This is a genomic window from Salinicola socius (assembly GCF_001937195.1).
Classification (GTDB): Bacteria; Pseudomonadota; Gammaproteobacteria; order Pseudomonadales; family Halomonadaceae; genus Salinicola; species Salinicola socius.
The window spans coordinates 118,193-133,863 of the sequence record NZ_MSDO01000012.1 but is presented as its reverse complement, the minus strand read 5'-3'; the positions used below and the strand labels follow the sequence as shown (position 1 = coordinate 133,863).

The 15,671-nt window shown below is 57.0% G+C and carries 14 protein-coding genes and 1 tRNA gene; 6 read left to right on the top strand and 9 right to left on the bottom strand.

Annotated elements, in window-relative coordinates:
• Positions 1–339 precede the first annotated feature (339 nt).
• A complete protein-coding gene (locus BTW07_RS10505; RefSeq protein WP_075570123.1) occupies positions 340–1,374 on the top strand; it encodes a GGDEF domain-containing protein in 1,035 nt (344 codons plus the stop codon).
• Positions 1,375–1,608: 234 nt separating this feature from the next.
• Here the strand turns inward: BTW07_RS10505 and BTW07_RS20030 are convergent, their stop codons facing one another.
• A complete protein-coding gene (locus BTW07_RS20030) occupies positions 1,609–1,941 on the bottom strand; it encodes a helix-turn-helix domain-containing protein (protein WP_208605399.1) in 333 nt (110 codons plus the stop codon).
• A 161-nt stretch (positions 1,942–2,102) separates the two neighbouring features.
• On the opposite strand from BTW07_RS20030, the gene BTW07_RS10500 reads away from it, so the two are divergent.
• Entirely contained in the window at positions 2,103–2,537 is a 435-nt protein-coding gene (locus tag BTW07_RS10500; RefSeq protein WP_075570122.1) for a helix-turn-helix domain-containing protein, read from the top strand.
• A gap of 120 nt (positions 2,538–2,657) precedes the next feature.
• Complete coding sequence (locus BTW07_RS10495) at positions 2,658–3,032, top strand: hypothetical protein (RefSeq protein ID WP_144076892.1); 375 nt, start codon at positions 2,658–2,660, stop codon at positions 3,030–3,032.
• Positions 3,033–3,132: 100 nt separating this feature from the next.
• On the opposite strand, the gene BTW07_RS10490 is transcribed toward BTW07_RS10495, so the two are convergent.
• Entirely contained in the window at positions 3,133–3,756 is a 624-nt protein-coding gene (locus BTW07_RS10490) for a LysE family translocator (protein WP_075570120.1), read from the bottom strand.
• 691 nt (positions 3,757–4,447) lie between these two features.
• On the opposite strand from BTW07_RS10490, the gene BTW07_RS10485 reads away from it, so the two are divergent.
• On the top strand, positions 4,448–4,708 hold the full coding sequence (locus BTW07_RS10485; RefSeq protein ID WP_075570119.1) for a GNAT family N-acetyltransferase: 261 nt from the start codon (positions 4,448–4,450) through the stop codon (positions 4,706–4,708).
• A 50-nt stretch (positions 4,709–4,758) separates the two neighbouring features.
• On the opposite strand, the gene BTW07_RS10480 is transcribed toward BTW07_RS10485, so the two are convergent.
• The 3 genes from BTW07_RS10480 to BTW07_RS10470 form a co-directional block, all read right to left on the bottom strand.
• Complete coding sequence (locus BTW07_RS10480) at positions 4,759–6,435, bottom strand: UvrD-helicase domain-containing protein (protein WP_075570118.1); 1,677 nt, start codon at positions 6,433–6,435, stop codon at positions 4,759–4,761.
• Positions 6,432–8,357: an ATP-dependent nuclease gene (locus tag BTW07_RS10475; protein ID WP_075570117.1), complete on the bottom strand. Its 1,926-nt coding sequence runs from the start codon at positions 8,355–8,357 to the stop codon at positions 6,432–6,434. The genes BTW07_RS10480 and BTW07_RS10475 overlap by 4 nt, the downstream gene beginning before the upstream one ends.
• 521 nt (positions 8,358–8,878) lie before the next feature.
• Complete coding sequence (locus BTW07_RS10470) at positions 8,879–9,310, bottom strand: YybH family protein (RefSeq protein ID WP_075570116.1); 432 nt, start codon at positions 9,308–9,310, stop codon at positions 8,879–8,881.
• A gap of 764 nt (positions 9,311–10,074) precedes the next feature.
• On the opposite strand from BTW07_RS10470, the gene BTW07_RS10465 reads away from it, so the two are divergent.
• Positions 10,075–10,872 (top strand): hypothetical protein, encoded by a 798-nt coding sequence (locus tag BTW07_RS10465; RefSeq protein WP_075570115.1) that lies wholly within the window; start codon positions 10,075–10,077, stop codon positions 10,870–10,872.
• On the opposite strand, the gene BTW07_RS10460 is transcribed toward BTW07_RS10465, so the two are convergent.
• The 3 genes from BTW07_RS10460 to rep all read right to left on the bottom strand — a co-directional run bounded on the left by BTW07_RS10460 (position 10,862) and on the right by rep (position 14,554).
• Positions 10,862–12,049, bottom strand: a complete 1,188-nt coding sequence (locus BTW07_RS10460; RefSeq protein ID WP_075570114.1) for a tyrosine-type recombinase/integrase — start codon at positions 12,047–12,049, stop codon at positions 10,862–10,864. The two genes, BTW07_RS10465 and BTW07_RS10460, sit on opposite strands and share 11 nt — an antisense overlap.
• A 166-nt stretch (positions 12,050–12,215) precedes the next feature.
• Positions 12,216–12,292: transfer RNA gene (locus tag BTW07_RS10455), tRNA-Arg, on the bottom strand.
• A 213-nt stretch (positions 12,293–12,505) separates the two neighbouring features.
• Positions 12,506–14,554: a DNA helicase Rep gene (rep, locus tag BTW07_RS10450; protein ID WP_075570113.1), complete on the bottom strand. Its 2,049-nt coding sequence runs from the start codon at positions 14,552–14,554 to the stop codon at positions 12,506–12,508.
• A gap of 97 nt (positions 14,555–14,651) precedes the next feature.
• On the opposite strand from rep, the gene BTW07_RS10445 reads away from it, so the two are divergent.
• Positions 14,652–15,107 carry a GNAT family N-acetyltransferase gene (locus tag BTW07_RS10445; protein WP_075570112.1) on the top strand — a complete coding sequence of 152 codons (456 nt, stop codon included), beginning with the start codon at positions 14,652–14,654 and terminating at the stop codon, positions 15,105–15,107.
• A 30-nt stretch (positions 15,108–15,137) separates the two neighbouring features.
• Here the strand turns inward: BTW07_RS10445 and trmL are convergent, their stop codons facing one another.
• A complete protein-coding gene (trmL, locus tag BTW07_RS10440) occupies positions 15,138–15,608 on the bottom strand; it encodes a tRNA (uridine(34)/cytosine(34)/5-carboxymethylaminomethyluridine(34)-2'-O)-methyltransferase TrmL (RefSeq protein ID WP_110643238.1) in 471 nt (156 codons plus the stop codon).
• Positions 15,609–15,671 lie beyond the last annotated feature (63 nt).

Genomic DNA, 15,671 nt, shown 5'->3' with positions numbered 1-15,671 from the left:
TACCCCTTGCCCTCTTACCCCTTGCACCTCTTGCCCACGTCCCTTAAGACTTATGACTGATTCCTTTGCCACCGCCCCTCGGGACGCCGCCCGCCGCTGAGGTTTTATGCGCGGTCATATCCCGTGGGAAGCGAAGCTGATTTGGATTCATCTACCTGACATATGTCATACAAAATAGCCTCATTATTGATAAAAAAGTCAAAGAAATCGGGCACAAAAATTGCTCTCTCCTGTCGACAAAATTTGGTTAAGCTGAATGTAAGCAAATATTACTGAATCGAGCCACGACTTGAATGACTCAGGACCAGCATGCGGGGATCCGGTTTAATGAGCAAAAGGATGAGGTCCATCAGGCATCGTTTAAGGCAGGACTTCGTCCTTCGGGTAATCTCGCTCCTGGGGGTATGTGAGACACTGACTCTTCTGCCGTTCAGCGTTTACAGGTTCGCCCAAGGTAGCTTCGACAAGGGGCTTTTCGACGGTGTCACGCTCCTCGTTATCCTCTGCATCGTCGGCTATTCCTGGTGTGCCGATGACAGCCAACGTGGTGGTCTCATCCTGGCAGTGGCCAGCACCGTTTTTGCCGGCATTACCAGCAATGCCCTTGGCATCGTAGGCGTATTCTGGTTTTTTCCCATGATGCTGACCAATTTCTTTCTGACGGATGCCAAGCGTGCGCTGGTGATCAATATCGTCATGAGTATCGTGATGATTCCGGTATTGATGCAGCTTTCGCGGCCCGAGAGCATCTTCTCCTTCATCGCTTCCAGCATCACGGCAAATAGCTGTGCCTATCTCTACGCCAGAAGAAGCGACTTGCAGCAAAAATCCCTGGAGCGACTCGCCACCCACGACTTCCTGACCGGAGCCCGCAACCGCCGATCCCTTCAGAACTCGCTGGCAGTCGCCAGGGGCCGGCTGCTGAACGAGGGGCGTCCCAGCTCTCTCATACTTCTGGACCTGGACAATTTCAAAGGCATCAACGACCGGTTCGGCCATGCCTATGGCGATGAGGTGCTGGCGAAATGCGCAAACCTCATCCGCCGGAGTGTGAGGTTCGATGACTGCCTGTTTCGTTTCGGTGGTGAAGAATTCGTACTACTGCTGGCGGATATCGAAGAGGCCGATGCCGCCGCCGTGGCGGAAGATCTGCGTGCGATCATCGCCAGTCAGCTTGGCGATCCCTCCTATCCCATAACCACCTCTCTGGGTATCACAGGGCTGCACCCTTCCGACGACGTCAAGCGCTGGATGAAAAGGGCCGACGATGCACTCTACGAAGCAAAACATGGTGGCAGAAACCGTAGCGTTCTCAAAACCTTTCGAGAAGAGGACAATAAACAATCGGATTCTAATCAGGTTAATGCTATATAAGTGGAACACAGAACATAGAATAAAATCGAGACGATTTCGGCCAACAATAATAGCCAAAATCTTTTGATCACTTGCTTCCGATCAGTAAATTACAATCACTTACCAACGATTATTCTTGCTATCATTTACCCTCATGGTCTGATTTTTGCCCAGCTTCTGCTGGGCTTTTTTTTGAATTATTTCCCTCTCTATTTTCTTTCTCGAAGCATTCATTAAATCAATGAATACGGTGCATTATGGTGTCACTGATGTGCCGGGCCTTGCCTGACGAATATCAGCCTGTTCGAGGGGATCTTCCGTGCCAGGCGGGTCTCCGGCGGATAACGGGCCGCCGTCGGCCGCGTGTGGCGTGGCGGGACCGGCGTTCGCCAGCAACCAGGCGGCAGTGAAGGCGCCCTCGCTTGCCGCGGCCATTCTCAGTGCATGACAGGTTTCCCCGGTGTACTCCGTGCGGGGTAATCGCTCCCGTCGCAGCCACTTGCAGACAGCCGACGGCGAGACCCCGCAGACCCGGGCACAGCGTGATACGCCACCGAGTTGCTCGACCGCAAGACGGATCGCACTCATGACACCCCCTTGTACCTGTACTTCGAGTACATGATTATCAGGTACTGAAAGTACATTCAACCGGTGGGAACATTGAACCCATGGTTCACACCGGTAACAGGGATGAGTTCAGCTCCCGACTTCACAAGGCACTCCGTCGCGCAGGCAAGGACGGCTATGGGATGGGCGCGCGCCTGGCCCGAGCCATGCGTGTCACGCCCAAGGCCGCCAGCAAGTGGCTCAACGGCGAAGCGCGTCCGGGCCATGATAGGAAAGTCGCGCTGGCCCGCTGGCTCGGTATCCGCGAAGAATGGCTGGACTACGGCCGGGGGGAGATGCTGAGAGACGATGCGCCGACGCCCCCCGACGACGCCCGGCATATCGGCGAACCCTCCCCTACCCGCTCGCGGCAGCCTTCCCAAAGGTCAGCCGAGGCGCTGCGCCAGATCGAGCAGGCCGTACTGTCCGGCGACATGGATGAAGCGGATCTGCTGCTGCTCGAGCTGATCGCCAGACGCCTCTCCAGTCGCGGGCATCAGCAACATCGCAGCGAGGACGCCAGGGCGGAGTACCGGACCCCGACGGACACCCCGGCCCCATCCGACAGCGAGAATTGAACCCGCAGATAGCGGTGCCCCTCATCAGGTTTCGTATCCGGTATGAAGTTTGTACTCGAGGCACCTTTTATGTACATTTGGTACACAAGTTATCTGCAGCGTTCACGTATCGAGGATGAAATGCGTCGCTCCAGTCCCGATGGCCCGCCTCTGCCGGAAAACGGTGACAGCGCCCTGTGTCGCCACACGGCCCTGCAGCGGTTCTACTACGCCAGTCATCAGATCGCCATCGCCTACGATGTCCACATCTGCGAAGCGGGCGTGCCCGATGTGGAAACCAGCTACGGCGCCTGCCTCCGCCACGAGGGCGAGCGATTGGCGGCCTTTCACCCCTCGTTCCATGTGCCTGGCAAGAACCACACCATAGTCATCACCGATCGCCGGTTCGGCGAGGAGAACCTTGCCAAGGCCTGGATGGCTGACCGCATACGCCAGCTCATCCTCAGCCGGCGCTGCCAGCGGCTGCCACCGGCCAGATACCGTCGACGGTGCTAGGCACTGTCTGAAAGGTCGGCGAGCGTTGCCCAGGTCTTCACGGCCACGCCCCTCGTGGGGAGCGGGAGGAGCGATGCTGAACGCGACCGTCGTTCAGCCCTCAAACACCCGGTCGCTTCATCGCCAACAGCCCCAGGCTGAAGACCAGCATCAGGCTGCCACTGGCACGATTGAACCACTGCATGGCAGTTCCGCTGCGCAGGTATTTGCCGATCCTGCTGCCCAGGACGGCATAAATCGCGATCGCCAACACCTCCATCGCCAGAAACAGCGCCCCCACGACGGTGAAGCTCAAGGCGTAGTGCGCGGGCGTCACGAATTGCGGTAGGAAGGCCGTGAAAATCAGGATCGCCTTGGGGTTGCCGGCGGCGACCAGGAACTCCTGCCTCACCAGATGCCAGATGGAACGGGGCGCGGCATCCTCGAATGCCACGGCTCGTGGCTTGCCGAGCATCAGTTTCAGCCCCAGCCACGCCAGGTAGGCCGCCCCCACCCATTTGACCACGACGAAAAACCACATCGAGGTCGTCAACAACGTGCCGAGCCCGATACCGGCGATCGCGATCATGGGAATGAAGGCGGCGATTCGCCCAAGCGACGCGATGACCGCCTTGAGCGGACCCACTTGCGCGGCGTTGGTCGTCGCCAGCAGGTTGTTCGGCCCGAAGACCATGTTCAAGGCAAAACAGGCCGGCAAGAACACCGGCAGGAAATCCCAATTCATGTTGCCCTCCTTGTCGACGGACTTCGAGGCCTGGGCGGTACCGTCGTCTCCTCCACGCGGCCGGACAGTCGGCCGACAGGCATCGGGCGCGGCGGGTGGAACTGCCGATGGGTCGATCGACTTGGATCGAGGAGAACGACCGTTTGGAGAGCCTGTTCCTGCCGCCCATCTCGAACTGTCCGGACGTCTCACCGGCGACGTTCCCAGCCGGGGCGGTCGTCGCCTGCTGACGCCCGCACTACCCGGCTGGTGGGCCCAGCATGCCAACCTCCAGTTGGAGTTGCTAGCGGCTTGAACAGGTGAACATCGTCAACTGCGCCAGCCGTGAATATCTCTCCCGCCATGGCGGGCCCCAGATGCTCGATCAACTCCTTTGACTCAGGCCCATCGCCTGGTCGGCTATGCCGCCAGCGAAACGGCCAGCAGAGACGCCAGCACGTTCGACTACCGTAGGGCCCAGCAAGATTCTATAACGGTAGGTAGATATCTGTTTTAGTTAAAAATTCCTTAAGCTCGACAATCTGGATATACCACACGATATACCTCTCAGCTTCAAAAGCTGACCTTGTGGTTATCCATCGCACGATCCGTAGCCACGGCTCCCAACCGCCAAGCAAGATCGCCTGAGGACACTGCGTGCCCCAAAATGATCGCCCATGGTCTTTTTAATCACTGCCAAGCGCATCGATCCATGTCAATCCAGGTGAGAGAAGCGAGAGAGACAGACATCGGGGAAATCTTCGCCATTCGCACCAGCGTGGCGGAGAACCACCTTTCACTCGAGCAGCTCGCCGAAATGGGCATTACAACGGAGGCCATTGCCGCCATGCTCGCCCAAGAGTCTTGTCTTTGGGTTGCGGAGATTGACCGGGTACCCGTGGGCTTTTCGATGGTCCGTGACGAGACCGCATGCGTATTTGGGCTGTTCGTCCGCGCCGACCATGAAGGATGAGGTGTGGGCGGCTTCCTTATACCCTCTGGTTTAACTTTTGCTCTGATTGCCTATCGCTCTTGCTTTAAAAACGGAATGACATAGCCAAAGTATTCGTTTTGAGCTGTGCGTCGCACTTTCCAGTGTCCCGAATGCCCGGCTGGGCGCTCCCGTTGATCAGCATGCGTGAGGACCAAGCGATTCTTGGCGCGAGAAACTCCGACGAAATAGGCGCATCGGTTTTCATCCTGGTCACCAAAGAAAGTTTCATTTTCGACAGCCATGATGATGACCGAATCGAATTCAAGGCCCTTGCTCTTATGGATGGTCAAGATTCGTACGGCTTGGTCGTCTGAGAACCGCCCAAGAGCCTTGGGTAAGTCAGGTTCCAACTCCAGCAATTCCTCGATCCTGGCCTTAGTATCGCGAACCACCTCCTTCAACCGGTCGCGTGACTCGTAGTCTGGGGAGAGCGAGACCAGTGTTTCGACACTGACTTGCTTCAGAAATGCTCGAACCAACTCCCACCAGCCGGAGTAGTGCTCATTGACAAGCTTAGCAACGGCTATCTCTTCTCGTTGCTGCTTGACGAATTGATCAAGGTCCTTGCGCGCGCTCGACTGAATCTCTTCATCAGCAAAAGGAATAAGTTGATTCATGAGCCGAATCCAGGCTTGTGGCTCGCGTCTGCCGTAGAGGCAGGAGAGATAGTCCACAATCAAACGTGCCGCCGGCTCGACCGTGATGTCCTGCATCTGCTGCTCGTTACGGAACGGGAGGCATCGAGTCTCCAGTGCCGCCATCAGATGGTCGGCGTACAGGTGAAGCTGATTACGAACTAGGACTGCAATCTCCGCAGGTGGCAACTGCTCCGTCCTGATCCAGTCTTCAATCAAGTCTGCGAGGTGTTCAGCCTCCTGACGACTATCTTCGAAGCGCCAAGCGAATACCTCGCCTTCGTCACCGGCAAGCTGCTCATCAGGCATGACGGAAAGTGGGTCAAGCTTGCGAATGACCTCATTTTGCATACGAAGCAGTCGCGGCATTGAACGAAAATTACGGTACATATTGAGCGGGACAGCGGCAAAGTCGGCAACGAAAGTCGGAAAGGTGCCGTCCATGGCACCTGCCCATCCCATGATTTTCTGTTTAGTGTCGCCCACGGCAGTTAAGCGAATGCTCGTGCCTTGAAAGGCGAGCTTGAGTAGCTCGTACTGCAGGTTGGTGCAGTCTTGGAATTCGTCGAGGAAGACGTCGCTGTAGGTTTGACGGATGGCGTTCCGCGCGACCGCAGACTGCTGCAGAATCTCGATCGCAAACGGCACAAGATCGGAAAATTCGATCAAGGTCCGTGATAGGTTAGGCTTTTTATCCGTAATTTTGTACCCTGCATCTAGCGCATATTCGCCCGTCAGCACAGGGCGGAAGCGATCGATAATTCGCTTGGCGAAGGCATGAAAGGTATAGCTATCAAACCGTGTAGCAAGCTCGGAACCACAGCGCCGTTTGACCCGCTCTTTCAGATTACTACTAGCATCAACCTTAAACGAGATGGCCAGAATTCGTTTAGGATAACGACAGGTTCCTGTGCGCAATAAAAAGTCTGCCCGTTGCGCAAGCATTTCAGTCTTGCCAGCTCCAGGGCCTGCTGTAAGTGCGAGACTGCGAGTGCACTCCTTGGCTGCCAGTAATGCATTCGGTTCAAGAGTCAGCCCGTCTGCAGACGTCCAAGCATTGACAGAAATCACTCCGGCAGCTCCTCGAGTTTGGCGATGACGGCATCGGCCAAACGTCCGAAGGATTCGGGAATATTCGCGAGCAGGTCTGCATCGCTGAGATTGGCAAGCGCGTCAATGTGCGCGGCCGGCTTGCTTCCTAGCTTGAAGCTGCGGTGATAAGTGCTGAACAGTTGCTGTTCGTCCTCGCTATATTGGCTTGCATCCTGATGGCTCTTGCCGAGGACAGCCTTGATCGTTGACTCTTCGGGCGTTTCTTTCTCGGCATCGTAGGCAGCCGGGTAGGCCAGCAGCATGGAAAAATCGAGATCCATGGGCGCCGAGAAAAACACTCCGCGATTCTCCAATTCGAGGAATACGCTTTTCTCGTCTTCAAAATAGTGATGTGTTCGGACTGGTGTTTCGACTGCATCCCATTTAGGTAGATCCCAATCATCAGGGAGCGCTTTTGTCGGCTCAAACTTCACGAGTTGATCATTCACGTATTTGATCCGTCCCCAGCCGGCGGCATAACGAGCCACATCAAGATCCAGCAGTGTCAAATACGGAATCTGCAGTGAAGAGAGCAGCCGCCAAAAGTGATTGACATGACGCCCCCCCAAGGGCGCTATCGAAACTGCTGACTCATCAACCGGAGCCCCTTTGGCCTGAAGTAGCCGTGGCAACACGATTTCTTCACTATCACCCTCTCCCAGAACCACCAAGCGGGAGAAATAGACTTCAGGAAAGGCCTGTACGGCCTCACGCACAAATTTGTGTGCTTCGTCTCCGTTTTCCGGCAGTGGAATGTGCAAGACGCGTGATGTTCGATTCCGGGTCAGCCGTAGATAGCGGATACGTTCCGGAGCGACGCGCCGCAACATCGACGGCGCGTGGGTCGCAATCAGTGCTTGTGCGTCACCTTCGCTGGTCATCTTGTTGAGCGCATTGACGATCCGCCCAAGGTAGTGCGGAGAGAGGCTGTTTTCTGGCTCTTCGACCGCCACCAGCGTAAACACGGGCGGACGCAGTTTTTCTGCGTCGAAAGAATCGTCATCTTCAGCTAGGACAGCGCGACCAATGGCTTGCGAGGACAGCACGAGGGACAGATACAGCATCGACTTCTGACCATCGCTCAGTCTCGAGAAGTCCACCAACTGCTCGTCATGGCCCGGCGTGAATGATACCGACATATGTCGCAGCAATGCTTCAATCTCGGACGTAGCAAATGTGAGCTTGGGGTCGACAAAGAAGCTTCCCTTGTGCAAAGCACTCCATGTCGATTTCAAGCTTTTGCTGAACGCGTTGATTGATTGATTCGCCGCCAAGCTGTCGCTGATTTGGTCGGTCAGGCCCTTGATAACGGCTCGTTCTGCATCCCAGTTCACCGCACGCAGCATGCGTCCCAGCAGTGCATTGGCGCCATAGGCAATGTGATCGGCAGGATCACGGCGTGCGGGCAGGTAGTGAACGTGTACATGGTTGCGTTCAGATCGGGGAACTTGAGCTGTGCTTAGCGGCGAGCCATCTGCATCGATGTCCAGCACATAGGCCATGCTTTCTTCTATATCTCCATCCAAGCCCATGGTGGCAGTGAGCCTGAAACGCACTCGCGGTGTGCCGTCGATTTCGTCAAGGCGCATGTGGCCGAAATGAGGAGCTACCGTGCTGTTTTCGTCGTCATCGTCGCCGAGTTCCGGAAACAAAAAGTCGGCCTCGATCCATAGCTGACGCTCATCAGGCGGTTCTGCTTCGTTGAATGGAACATGAAAATCCGAGCGCAAGATCCGACGTAGTGACGGCTCAAAGGCAAATAGACGGCACAGGGCTTGGAGTGCGGCTGTCTTGCCCGAGCCGTTAGGGCCGATGAGATAAGTAATCTCTTCCAGCCGGATCTCGGTGGGCGCCGCTCCGAATGATTGGAAGTTTGCGAGCCGGATCGTTTGAAGCTTCATTGAACGTCCTCACCTGAGTTTGTCGTTATGGGGAGGTGAGTGGTCAATCTTCACCAAAGAGCGGTCGTTTGGCCGACACCCCCCGGCCGACAACAACCTCGGCGGAGCTGTCATCGGCCTCTCCTAATAGAACTTCCGCTTTGGGTCGGAACCTGTCAGCTTTCTCGAGGCCTGTTAGGAATACCTTTTGTATCAACCTGCCACATTCCGTTTCACTTCTCTATCTAACGCTCCCCGTCTTTCGTCGGGTGCGGCGCAAAATGCGTCATTTCGCATCGTTTTCAAGGACTCGAAATTGCCCAGCCGCCCCAGTGGTGGTGCGGCTTCGCGCCCCCTGCAACGCTGCATCAAAACCGACCCATTTAGCGCGCAGGCGGGGCGGGGAGTCGACAGCGCGCCAGCGGGTCGCAAGCGGATCGGGCGGCGAAATCTGGCCACGGGAACGCGACTCAGACTCAGCCGCTTCCTCGCTGCCAGGAGAGGGCTCGAGCAGCCACATCGAGCCTTACGCTGCCAGACCACTACAGCGCCTCAGAAACCTCCTCGAGAATATCTGTGCCATAGGAGTTATCGACGGTGCAGAGCCATTGCCCGTCCGCCGAGCGGCGAAAGACATACGTAGCCTTACGCCTCACTGGTATGAGCGCTCCACCGTCGCCATGCGGGATCTCGAGCAGTGTTTCCATGACTACCAGCGCGGTGTCGCTGCCTTCGATGATCTCCATGGCTCCCTGGGTCACGGTCAGCCGATGCTCGAAGTGATCGGCGATGGCTTCGAATGCCTGTCGAATGCGTGCTCTGCCGGATACGACTAGGCCGGGCTTCACCACTAGGGTGGCGTCCTCGTCATAGATCGCCAGTAGACGGCCAAAGTCCTCGGCGGTAATCAGACGGTCGGCCTGCCGAATGAGAGCGGCGACGGGATGTGATTCAGCGGAAGGGTTATCTGCCATGGGAGGCTCCTCGACTTGGCCACCTGGGCGGGAAATGACCACCCGCCGTCGGAGGCAGGTGGTGAAAGACGAACGCTACCCCACCCTACCGTGCAGGATGCAAATGATACGGATGGCGTTCGCGAGAAAAGTCGTCATGGATTCAATCTACCCCATTCGCTCGCCAGGGAGCGAATGATCGACCGCACGATTATGCAATTCGGCGCTCTCTCTCAGTCGATAACGTTTCTCATCTCCCCAATGCGTTATTACACACGTGATTTTTTAGTGGGAACAGTGGGAACACCGGGAACAAGGCTCAACCATGCGGGTTACAGGATGGGTACACCGTTCCCGGTTTTGGGAACAGTGGGAACAGAATCACCCTCTCTCAGAGGCAAACGACACCCGTACCCATTGTTGTACCCATTTGTCGCCCACGGCCAGTGTGAAACGTTTCATGCGCGGGCCTCCTGGGCGTTGTTGACGAAGTGGTGAATCTGGCGGCCGGCCAGCGTGCAGTTGCCGAGTTCGATCTGCGTTGTAGAACTCGCCTTCACAACCGAATGGCGGCCGACAGGTTCCGGAATCGGGATACGAAAAAGCCGCAGCCCTCAAGGAGGACTGCGGCTTACGCTGTAGTCGGATCGGTTAGGCGATCAATGCTCATCGGTGCACCATCATAGGACGGATGACGTTAATCGCTTTAATAACCAAGGTACAATTATTTACTTAATCGAGATAGCATGATATGTACATCCATATATTAGCAGAGGATATAAGCCATGCAAGATAAAGCAAGCAACATTTATGAACCCGCATCTATCACTAACATATTGGCTAGAATCACAATTGTAACCGGCGGTCTTTCTATAGCAGCGTTTTTTGCTTCAATGTTCACACACAATATTTATCTCACCGAAATTTTTATCAATATAGCTGCGCTATCCTTTTCAACACACTCACTCTTGTGGATATATTCAATAAGAGAGAAATTCTATTTTTTTAAGAAATTTAAGATCCTATACATAACTTTTCACGCCACAATTGTGGGCATTGCCATAATTGCTGCCAGAATAGACTTGTCCTCAAAGCTGGGGCTCCCCGCAGACGATTTCCCTTCAACTTTGGCAATAACGTCAATAGCTTGTTATATCCTAACAGCAATGGCCATCACGACACTGATAATACTGTCCGCTTATATCCTTGCGATGCTTGTCATGACAGCAAAAGCCATATTGCCACTAACACCCCTCGCTTTGTTTTTTCCCACCAAAAGTATAAAACAGAGTCAGAAAAGCATTTTTCTTACCTCTATTAGGGCGCTAGGAGCATTGGCCCTACTTTCTCTATCATTCGCTGCTTTTCAAGCAAGCTCTGAATACTATGAAACACTATCCAGATCTTGGGTCAAGAAAATAGCGTACTATTTAGATTACTCAGACAACTATCGATACCCAGGATTGTCTGGTATAAAATCGATAGTCCATAATGGCGGGATTGTAAGCGTAGCGAAAGTGAAAGAAGATGGGATAATTGATATACAAACCATCGAAATCTCAAATCGCGATATCAAACGCTAGTAGTTCCAAATAATTGATCAGCCCAAAACTGCATCATCGCCGGGCGTTGTTCGGGGGCCATGTGCTCAGCATGAGTGTAGACGCCCTGAATGTCCGGCAGTTTGTGCGAGAGCTGCATCTCGATCCACTCGCCGGGGTAGCCCAACTCCTTGAGCCCCGTGGCCACGACGTGGCGGCATCCGTGTGGCACGTGCCGGCCTTGGTAGCCCATACGCTTGAGCGCGACGCCGAAAGCAGCATCCGATAGGGGTTTGGTGGGATCGTTGCGACCGGGAAACAGTAGGCCGTACTGGCCCGTCATGACGTGCAGCCTGCGCAGCTCGGCGACGGCCTGGCTGGGCAAAGGGACGCGATGTGCGCGGCCCATCTTCATCCGCTCGGCAGGGATGCTCCAGATAGCGCGCTCGAGATCGATCTCATCCCATCGCGCCTGGCGCATCTCGCCCGGCCGTAACGCCGTCATCAGCAGCAATTTCAGCCCGATTCGTACCAGTGGGTTGTGGTAACTCTCAATCGCCTCGACCAGCTCCGGCAGCTCCTCCTGCGATACGTGTGGAAAGCTCTTCTGCTTATGAGGCGTGAAAGCGCCAGAGAGATCCGTGAGCGGGTTGTGGGAGGCACGGCCGGTAATAACGGCAAAGCGGTAGATGTCGCGACAGAACGAATAGACCTTGCGCCTCTGCTCAAGCTTGCCGGCGTGCTCGAGACGCTTTAGAAGCTCCAGCCACTCCAGCGGCTTGATCGTCTCGATGGGTTTATCCCCAACGGTCGGGAAGATGTAGTTCTCGAGCGACCGGATGCTCTCCTTGGAACGCTTGGAGTTGGCCTTCCACCTTGGCGCCATTGTCGCGTGCCACTCATGCGCGAGCGCTCGGAAGGTGTTCTGCTGGGAGAATTGCTGCTCCCGTTTCTCCTCCTTGCGGCGCTCGACCGGATCAATGCCCTGACTCAGCAGACGGCGTGCGTCCGTGCGCTTCTCACGGGCCTCAGCCAGCGTCACCTCGGGGTAGCTCCCCAGGCTCATCATGTTGCGCTTGCCGTTGGGTCGCGTGTAGCGCAAGCGCCAGCCTCGGCTCCCTGTGTTCGAAATCACAAGTTGTAATCCCGCCCCATCAATGAGGGTGATCGTTTTAGAGCCTGGCTTGATTGATTCGATTTTTCTGATAGTTAGCGGCATTGGGGTATAGCTAGGTTTTCCGAACAGGGGGTATATACCCTGATCTATACCACATTGCGGCTGGATTCGGTAGGAACGCTTAGGAAGATATGGGACTAAAAACAACTGATTTTTAAGCGTTTTTCTTTCTATTTTGGACTTTCTCGGAACGTTCAGGAAGTCCAGATGGCGCGCCCAGCAGGATTCGAACCTGCGACCCCTGCCTTCGGAGGGCAGTACTCTATCCAGCTGAGCTATGGGCGCGTATGACGGGAGTCATGCCGGTTTGCGTCGATGGCCATGGACGGCCCGCAAGCGGCGCGGCCATCCTACCCGCTCGGTCAATGGCTGTCCAGACATCCCACGCCAACCGGGGGGAGCGACGTTCGACGTTCTCAATTCGAATGATACCGGTTGGCGGTCGCGCCTTCGCACGTCTCGGCTGACAGGGCACTGAAGATAGGGTTGGGTTAAACCCTAGCCTAGCAGCGATCTCAGCCCGGCGATGGCGCTCTGGCCGCGTTCCTGCTTCTTCTCCGGGTTTTCCTTGTCGGCGCGCCCTTCCCATTCGAGATCGTCCGCCGGCAGTTCGTCGAGGAAGCGGCTCGGGGTGCAGTCGAGCAGTTCGCCGTAAGCCTTGCGCTGGCGAGCGAGGGTCAGGGTCAGCGTGCGCCGGGCACGGGTGATGCCGACATACGCGAGACGCCGCTCCTCTTCCACGGTACCGGATTCGATGGAGTTGCGGTGCGGCAGCAGCTCTTCTTCCAATCCCATGAGATAGACGTGGGGAAACTCGAGCCCCTTGGAGGCGTGCATGGTCAACAGCTGGACGCGGTCGGAGTCGTCCTCTTCGGCCTGCTGCTCGAGGATATCGCGCAGCACCAACCGCGAGATCGCCGACTGCACGTCGTCGGTCTCCTCCGAAGCTTCACCGTCTTCGTCGTCGCGGTGCATGGACTTCTCGAGCTGGTCGATCAGCGTCCAGACGTTGGCCATGCGGCGCTCGGCAATGGTTGGCGCGCTGGCGTTCTGATAGAGCCAGGCTTCGTAGTCCATGTCGCGGATCATCTCGCGAATGGCGGCGATGGCATCGCCCTGATCCATGCGCTTGCGCACGCCATCGATGAAGTGGGCGAAACGGCCGAGACGCTCGACGGCGCGCGTGGGTAGCACTTGCTCGAGCCCCATCTCATGGCAGGCGGAGAACATCGAGCCGCTGCGCTCACTCGCATAGTTGGCGAGCTTTTCCAGCGTGCCGGGGCCGATCTCGCGGCGCGGCACGTTGACGATGCGCAGGAAGGCGTTGTCGTCGTCCGGATTGATCAACAGCCGCAGATAGGCCATCGAATCCTTGATCTCGTTGCGCGAGAAAAACGAAGTGCCACCGGAAAGCTTGTAGGGGATCTGGTGATGCTGCAGCTTGAGCTCGAGCAATCGCGCCTGGAAGTTGCCGCGATAGAGCACGGCGAAGTCACGCCATTCGGCGCGCTCCTTGATCCGGCGTGTCAGGATCTCGCCGGCGACGCGTTCGGCCTCGGCTTCCTCGTGGCGGTTGACCACCACCCGGATCGGATCGCCCTGGCCCATGTCCGACCACAGCGTCTTCTCGTAGACGTGAGGATTATTCGCGATCAGCGTATTGGCGGCGCGCAGGATCGTCGCCGTGGAACGGTAGTTCTGCTCCAGCTTGATCACGTTGAGCCGCGGGAAATCCTCGCCCAGCGTCACCAGGTTCTCAGGCCGGGCGCCACGCCAGGCGTAGATCGACTGATCGTCGTCGCCCACCACGGTGAACGTCGCACGTTCGTCCATCAGCATCTTGACCAGCTGATACTGGCTGACGTTGGTGTCCTGGTACTCGTCGACCAGCATGTACTGGATGCGCTTGCGCCAGCGGGCCAGCGCCTCGGGATCGGTCTTCAGCAGCACCACCGGCAGCATGATCAGATCATCGAAGTCGACCGCGTTGTAGGCCTTGAGATGGCGATTGTAGGCTTCGTAGATCCGCGCGGCGTACTGCTCATCCTCGTCGGCGGCGTGCGAGATCGCAGGTCCTGGCAATATCAGATCGTTCTTCCACTGGGATATCTGGCTCTGCACGCCGTTGATCTGTTCGGCGTCGGTATCCGCTTCCTTCTGCATCAGATCGCGCAGCAATGCCTTGGCGTCTTCGGGGTCGAACAGCGAAAAGCCGGGACGAAAACCGAGCGCCTTGAGCTCGCGGCGGATGATATTGAGCCCCAGGTTATGGAAGGTGGAAACGGTCAGTCCGTGGCCCTCGCGGCCCTTGAGCATCTGCCCGACGCGCTCCTTCATCTCGCGGGCCGCCTTGTTGGTGAAGGTGACCGCGGCGATCTTGCGCGCGCTCATCCCGCACTCCTGGACCAGATAGGCGATCTTGGTGGTGATCACGCTGGTCTTGCCGGAACCGGCCCCCGCCAGCACCAGGCAGGGGCCATCGATGAAGCGCACCGCCTCCTGCTGACGCGGATTGAGCTTGGCAAGGCGTTGGCGAATATCGGACATGAGGGCAAAATCGCAGAAGTGAGAACGGTAGCAATCCAGAGAACGGCTGAATCAGCACGACGAAATCAGAACAACAGAAGAGAGAATGATACACCCCATGCGCATCGCAAGAGACGATTTACGCGGCCCCGAGATTGCCGCCATGCTGGAAGCCCATCTCAAGGACTTCGAGCCCCACTCCCCGCCCGAAAGTCGCCATGCGCTGGATCTCGACGGGCTGCGGCGCCCGGAGGTTCACTTCTATACCGCCTGGGAAAATAACGAGCTCCTCGGCTGCGGCGCGTTCAAGCGGCTCGACGATACGCACGCCGAGATCAAATCGATGCGTACCGATCCGGCTCATCTGCGCAAAGGCGTGGCGAGGGCGATCCTCGCGCACCTGATCGAGGAAGCGCGCGCCGCCGGCCTGCGGCGGCTAAGCCTGGAAACGGGTCCGATGGCGCACTTCGCCCCGGCAAGACGGTTGTATGAAGCGTTCGGCTTCGACTACTGCGAGCCGTTTGGCAGTTACCGCGAAGATCCGTACAGCGTGTTCATGACGCGAGCGCTCTAGTCTTTGCCTGTCCGCGGGTTTCCCACCGGTTTAAACGTCCACCGCGCCGGCGAAATCCATCTGCCGCCACGCCTCGAAGACGATGATGGCGCAGGCGTTGGAAAGATTGAGGCTGCGGCTGTCCGCGAGCATGGGAATGCGTAGACGCTGCGCCGGGGGTAGCGCTTCGAGCATCGATTGCGGCAGACCGCGGGTTTCCGGGCCAAAGACCAGGGCGTCGCCTTCGCGGAAGTGGATATGGTGGTAACCGTGGCGGCCGCGGGTGGAAACGGCGAATACGCGCTCGGGGCCGATGGTTTCGAGAAACGCGGCCCAGTTGGCATGGACCTGGACTCGGGCCCATTCGTGGTAGTCGAGCCCGGCGCGACGCAGCCGCTTGTCGTCGAGTTCGAAGGCCATCGGTTCGATGATGTGAAGGCGAAAACCCGTATTGGCGCACAACCGGATGATATTACCGGTATTGGGCGGAATTTCGGGCTCAAACAGCACGATATCAAGCATGGCGGCCGGCTCGTATGCGGGTAACTCCTGCATCATACGCAATCGGCGCAGCTTTCTACAGCG

Excerpts from the sequence above, each read along its gene's own strand:
- BTW07_RS10495 (WP_144076892.1), top strand. The coding sequence starts at position 2,658 with ATGCGTCGCTCCAGTCCCGATGGCCCGCCTCTGCCGGAAAACGGTGAC.
- BTW07_RS10460 (WP_075570114.1), bottom strand. The coding sequence starts at position 12,049 with ATGCCGCTAACTATCAGAAAAATCGAATCAATCAAGCCAGGCTCTAAA.
- BTW07_RS10500 (WP_075570122.1), top strand. The coding sequence starts at position 2,103 with ATGGGCGCGCGCCTGGCCCGAGCCATGCGTGTCACGCCCAAGGCCGCC.
- BTW07_RS10465 (WP_075570115.1), top strand. The coding sequence starts at position 10,075 with ATGCAAGATAAAGCAAGCAACATTTATGAACCCGCATCTATCACTAAC.
- BTW07_RS10490 (WP_075570120.1), bottom strand. The coding sequence starts at position 3,756 with ATGAATTGGGATTTCCTGCCGGTGTTCTTGCCGGCCTGTTTTGCCTTG.
- BTW07_RS10470 (WP_075570116.1), bottom strand. The coding sequence starts at position 9,310 with ATGGCAGATAACCCTTCCGCTGAATCACATCCCGTCGCCGCTCTCATT.
- BTW07_RS10485 (WP_075570119.1), top strand. The coding sequence starts at position 4,448 with ATGTCAATCCAGGTGAGAGAAGCGAGAGAGACAGACATCGGGGAAATC.
- BTW07_RS10445 (WP_075570112.1), top strand. The coding sequence starts at position 14,652 with ATGCGCATCGCAAGAGACGATTTACGCGGCCCCGAGATTGCCGCCATG.
- trmL (WP_110643238.1), bottom strand. The coding sequence starts at position 15,608 with ATGCTTGATATCGTGCTGTTTGAGCCCGAAATTCCGCCCAATACCGGT.
- BTW07_RS20030 (WP_208605399.1), bottom strand. The coding sequence starts at position 1,941 with ATGAGTGCGATCCGTCTTGCGGTCGAGCAACTCGGTGGCGTATCACGC.
- BTW07_RS10505 (WP_075570123.1), top strand. The coding sequence starts at position 340 with ATGAGGTCCATCAGGCATCGTTTAAGGCAGGACTTCGTCCTTCGGGTA.
- BTW07_RS10475 (WP_075570117.1), bottom strand. The coding sequence starts at position 8,357 with ATGAAGCTTCAAACGATCCGGCTCGCAAACTTCCAATCATTCGGAGCG.
- rep (WP_075570113.1), bottom strand. The coding sequence starts at position 14,554 with ATGTCCGATATTCGCCAACGCCTTGCCAAGCTCAATCCGCGTCAGCAG.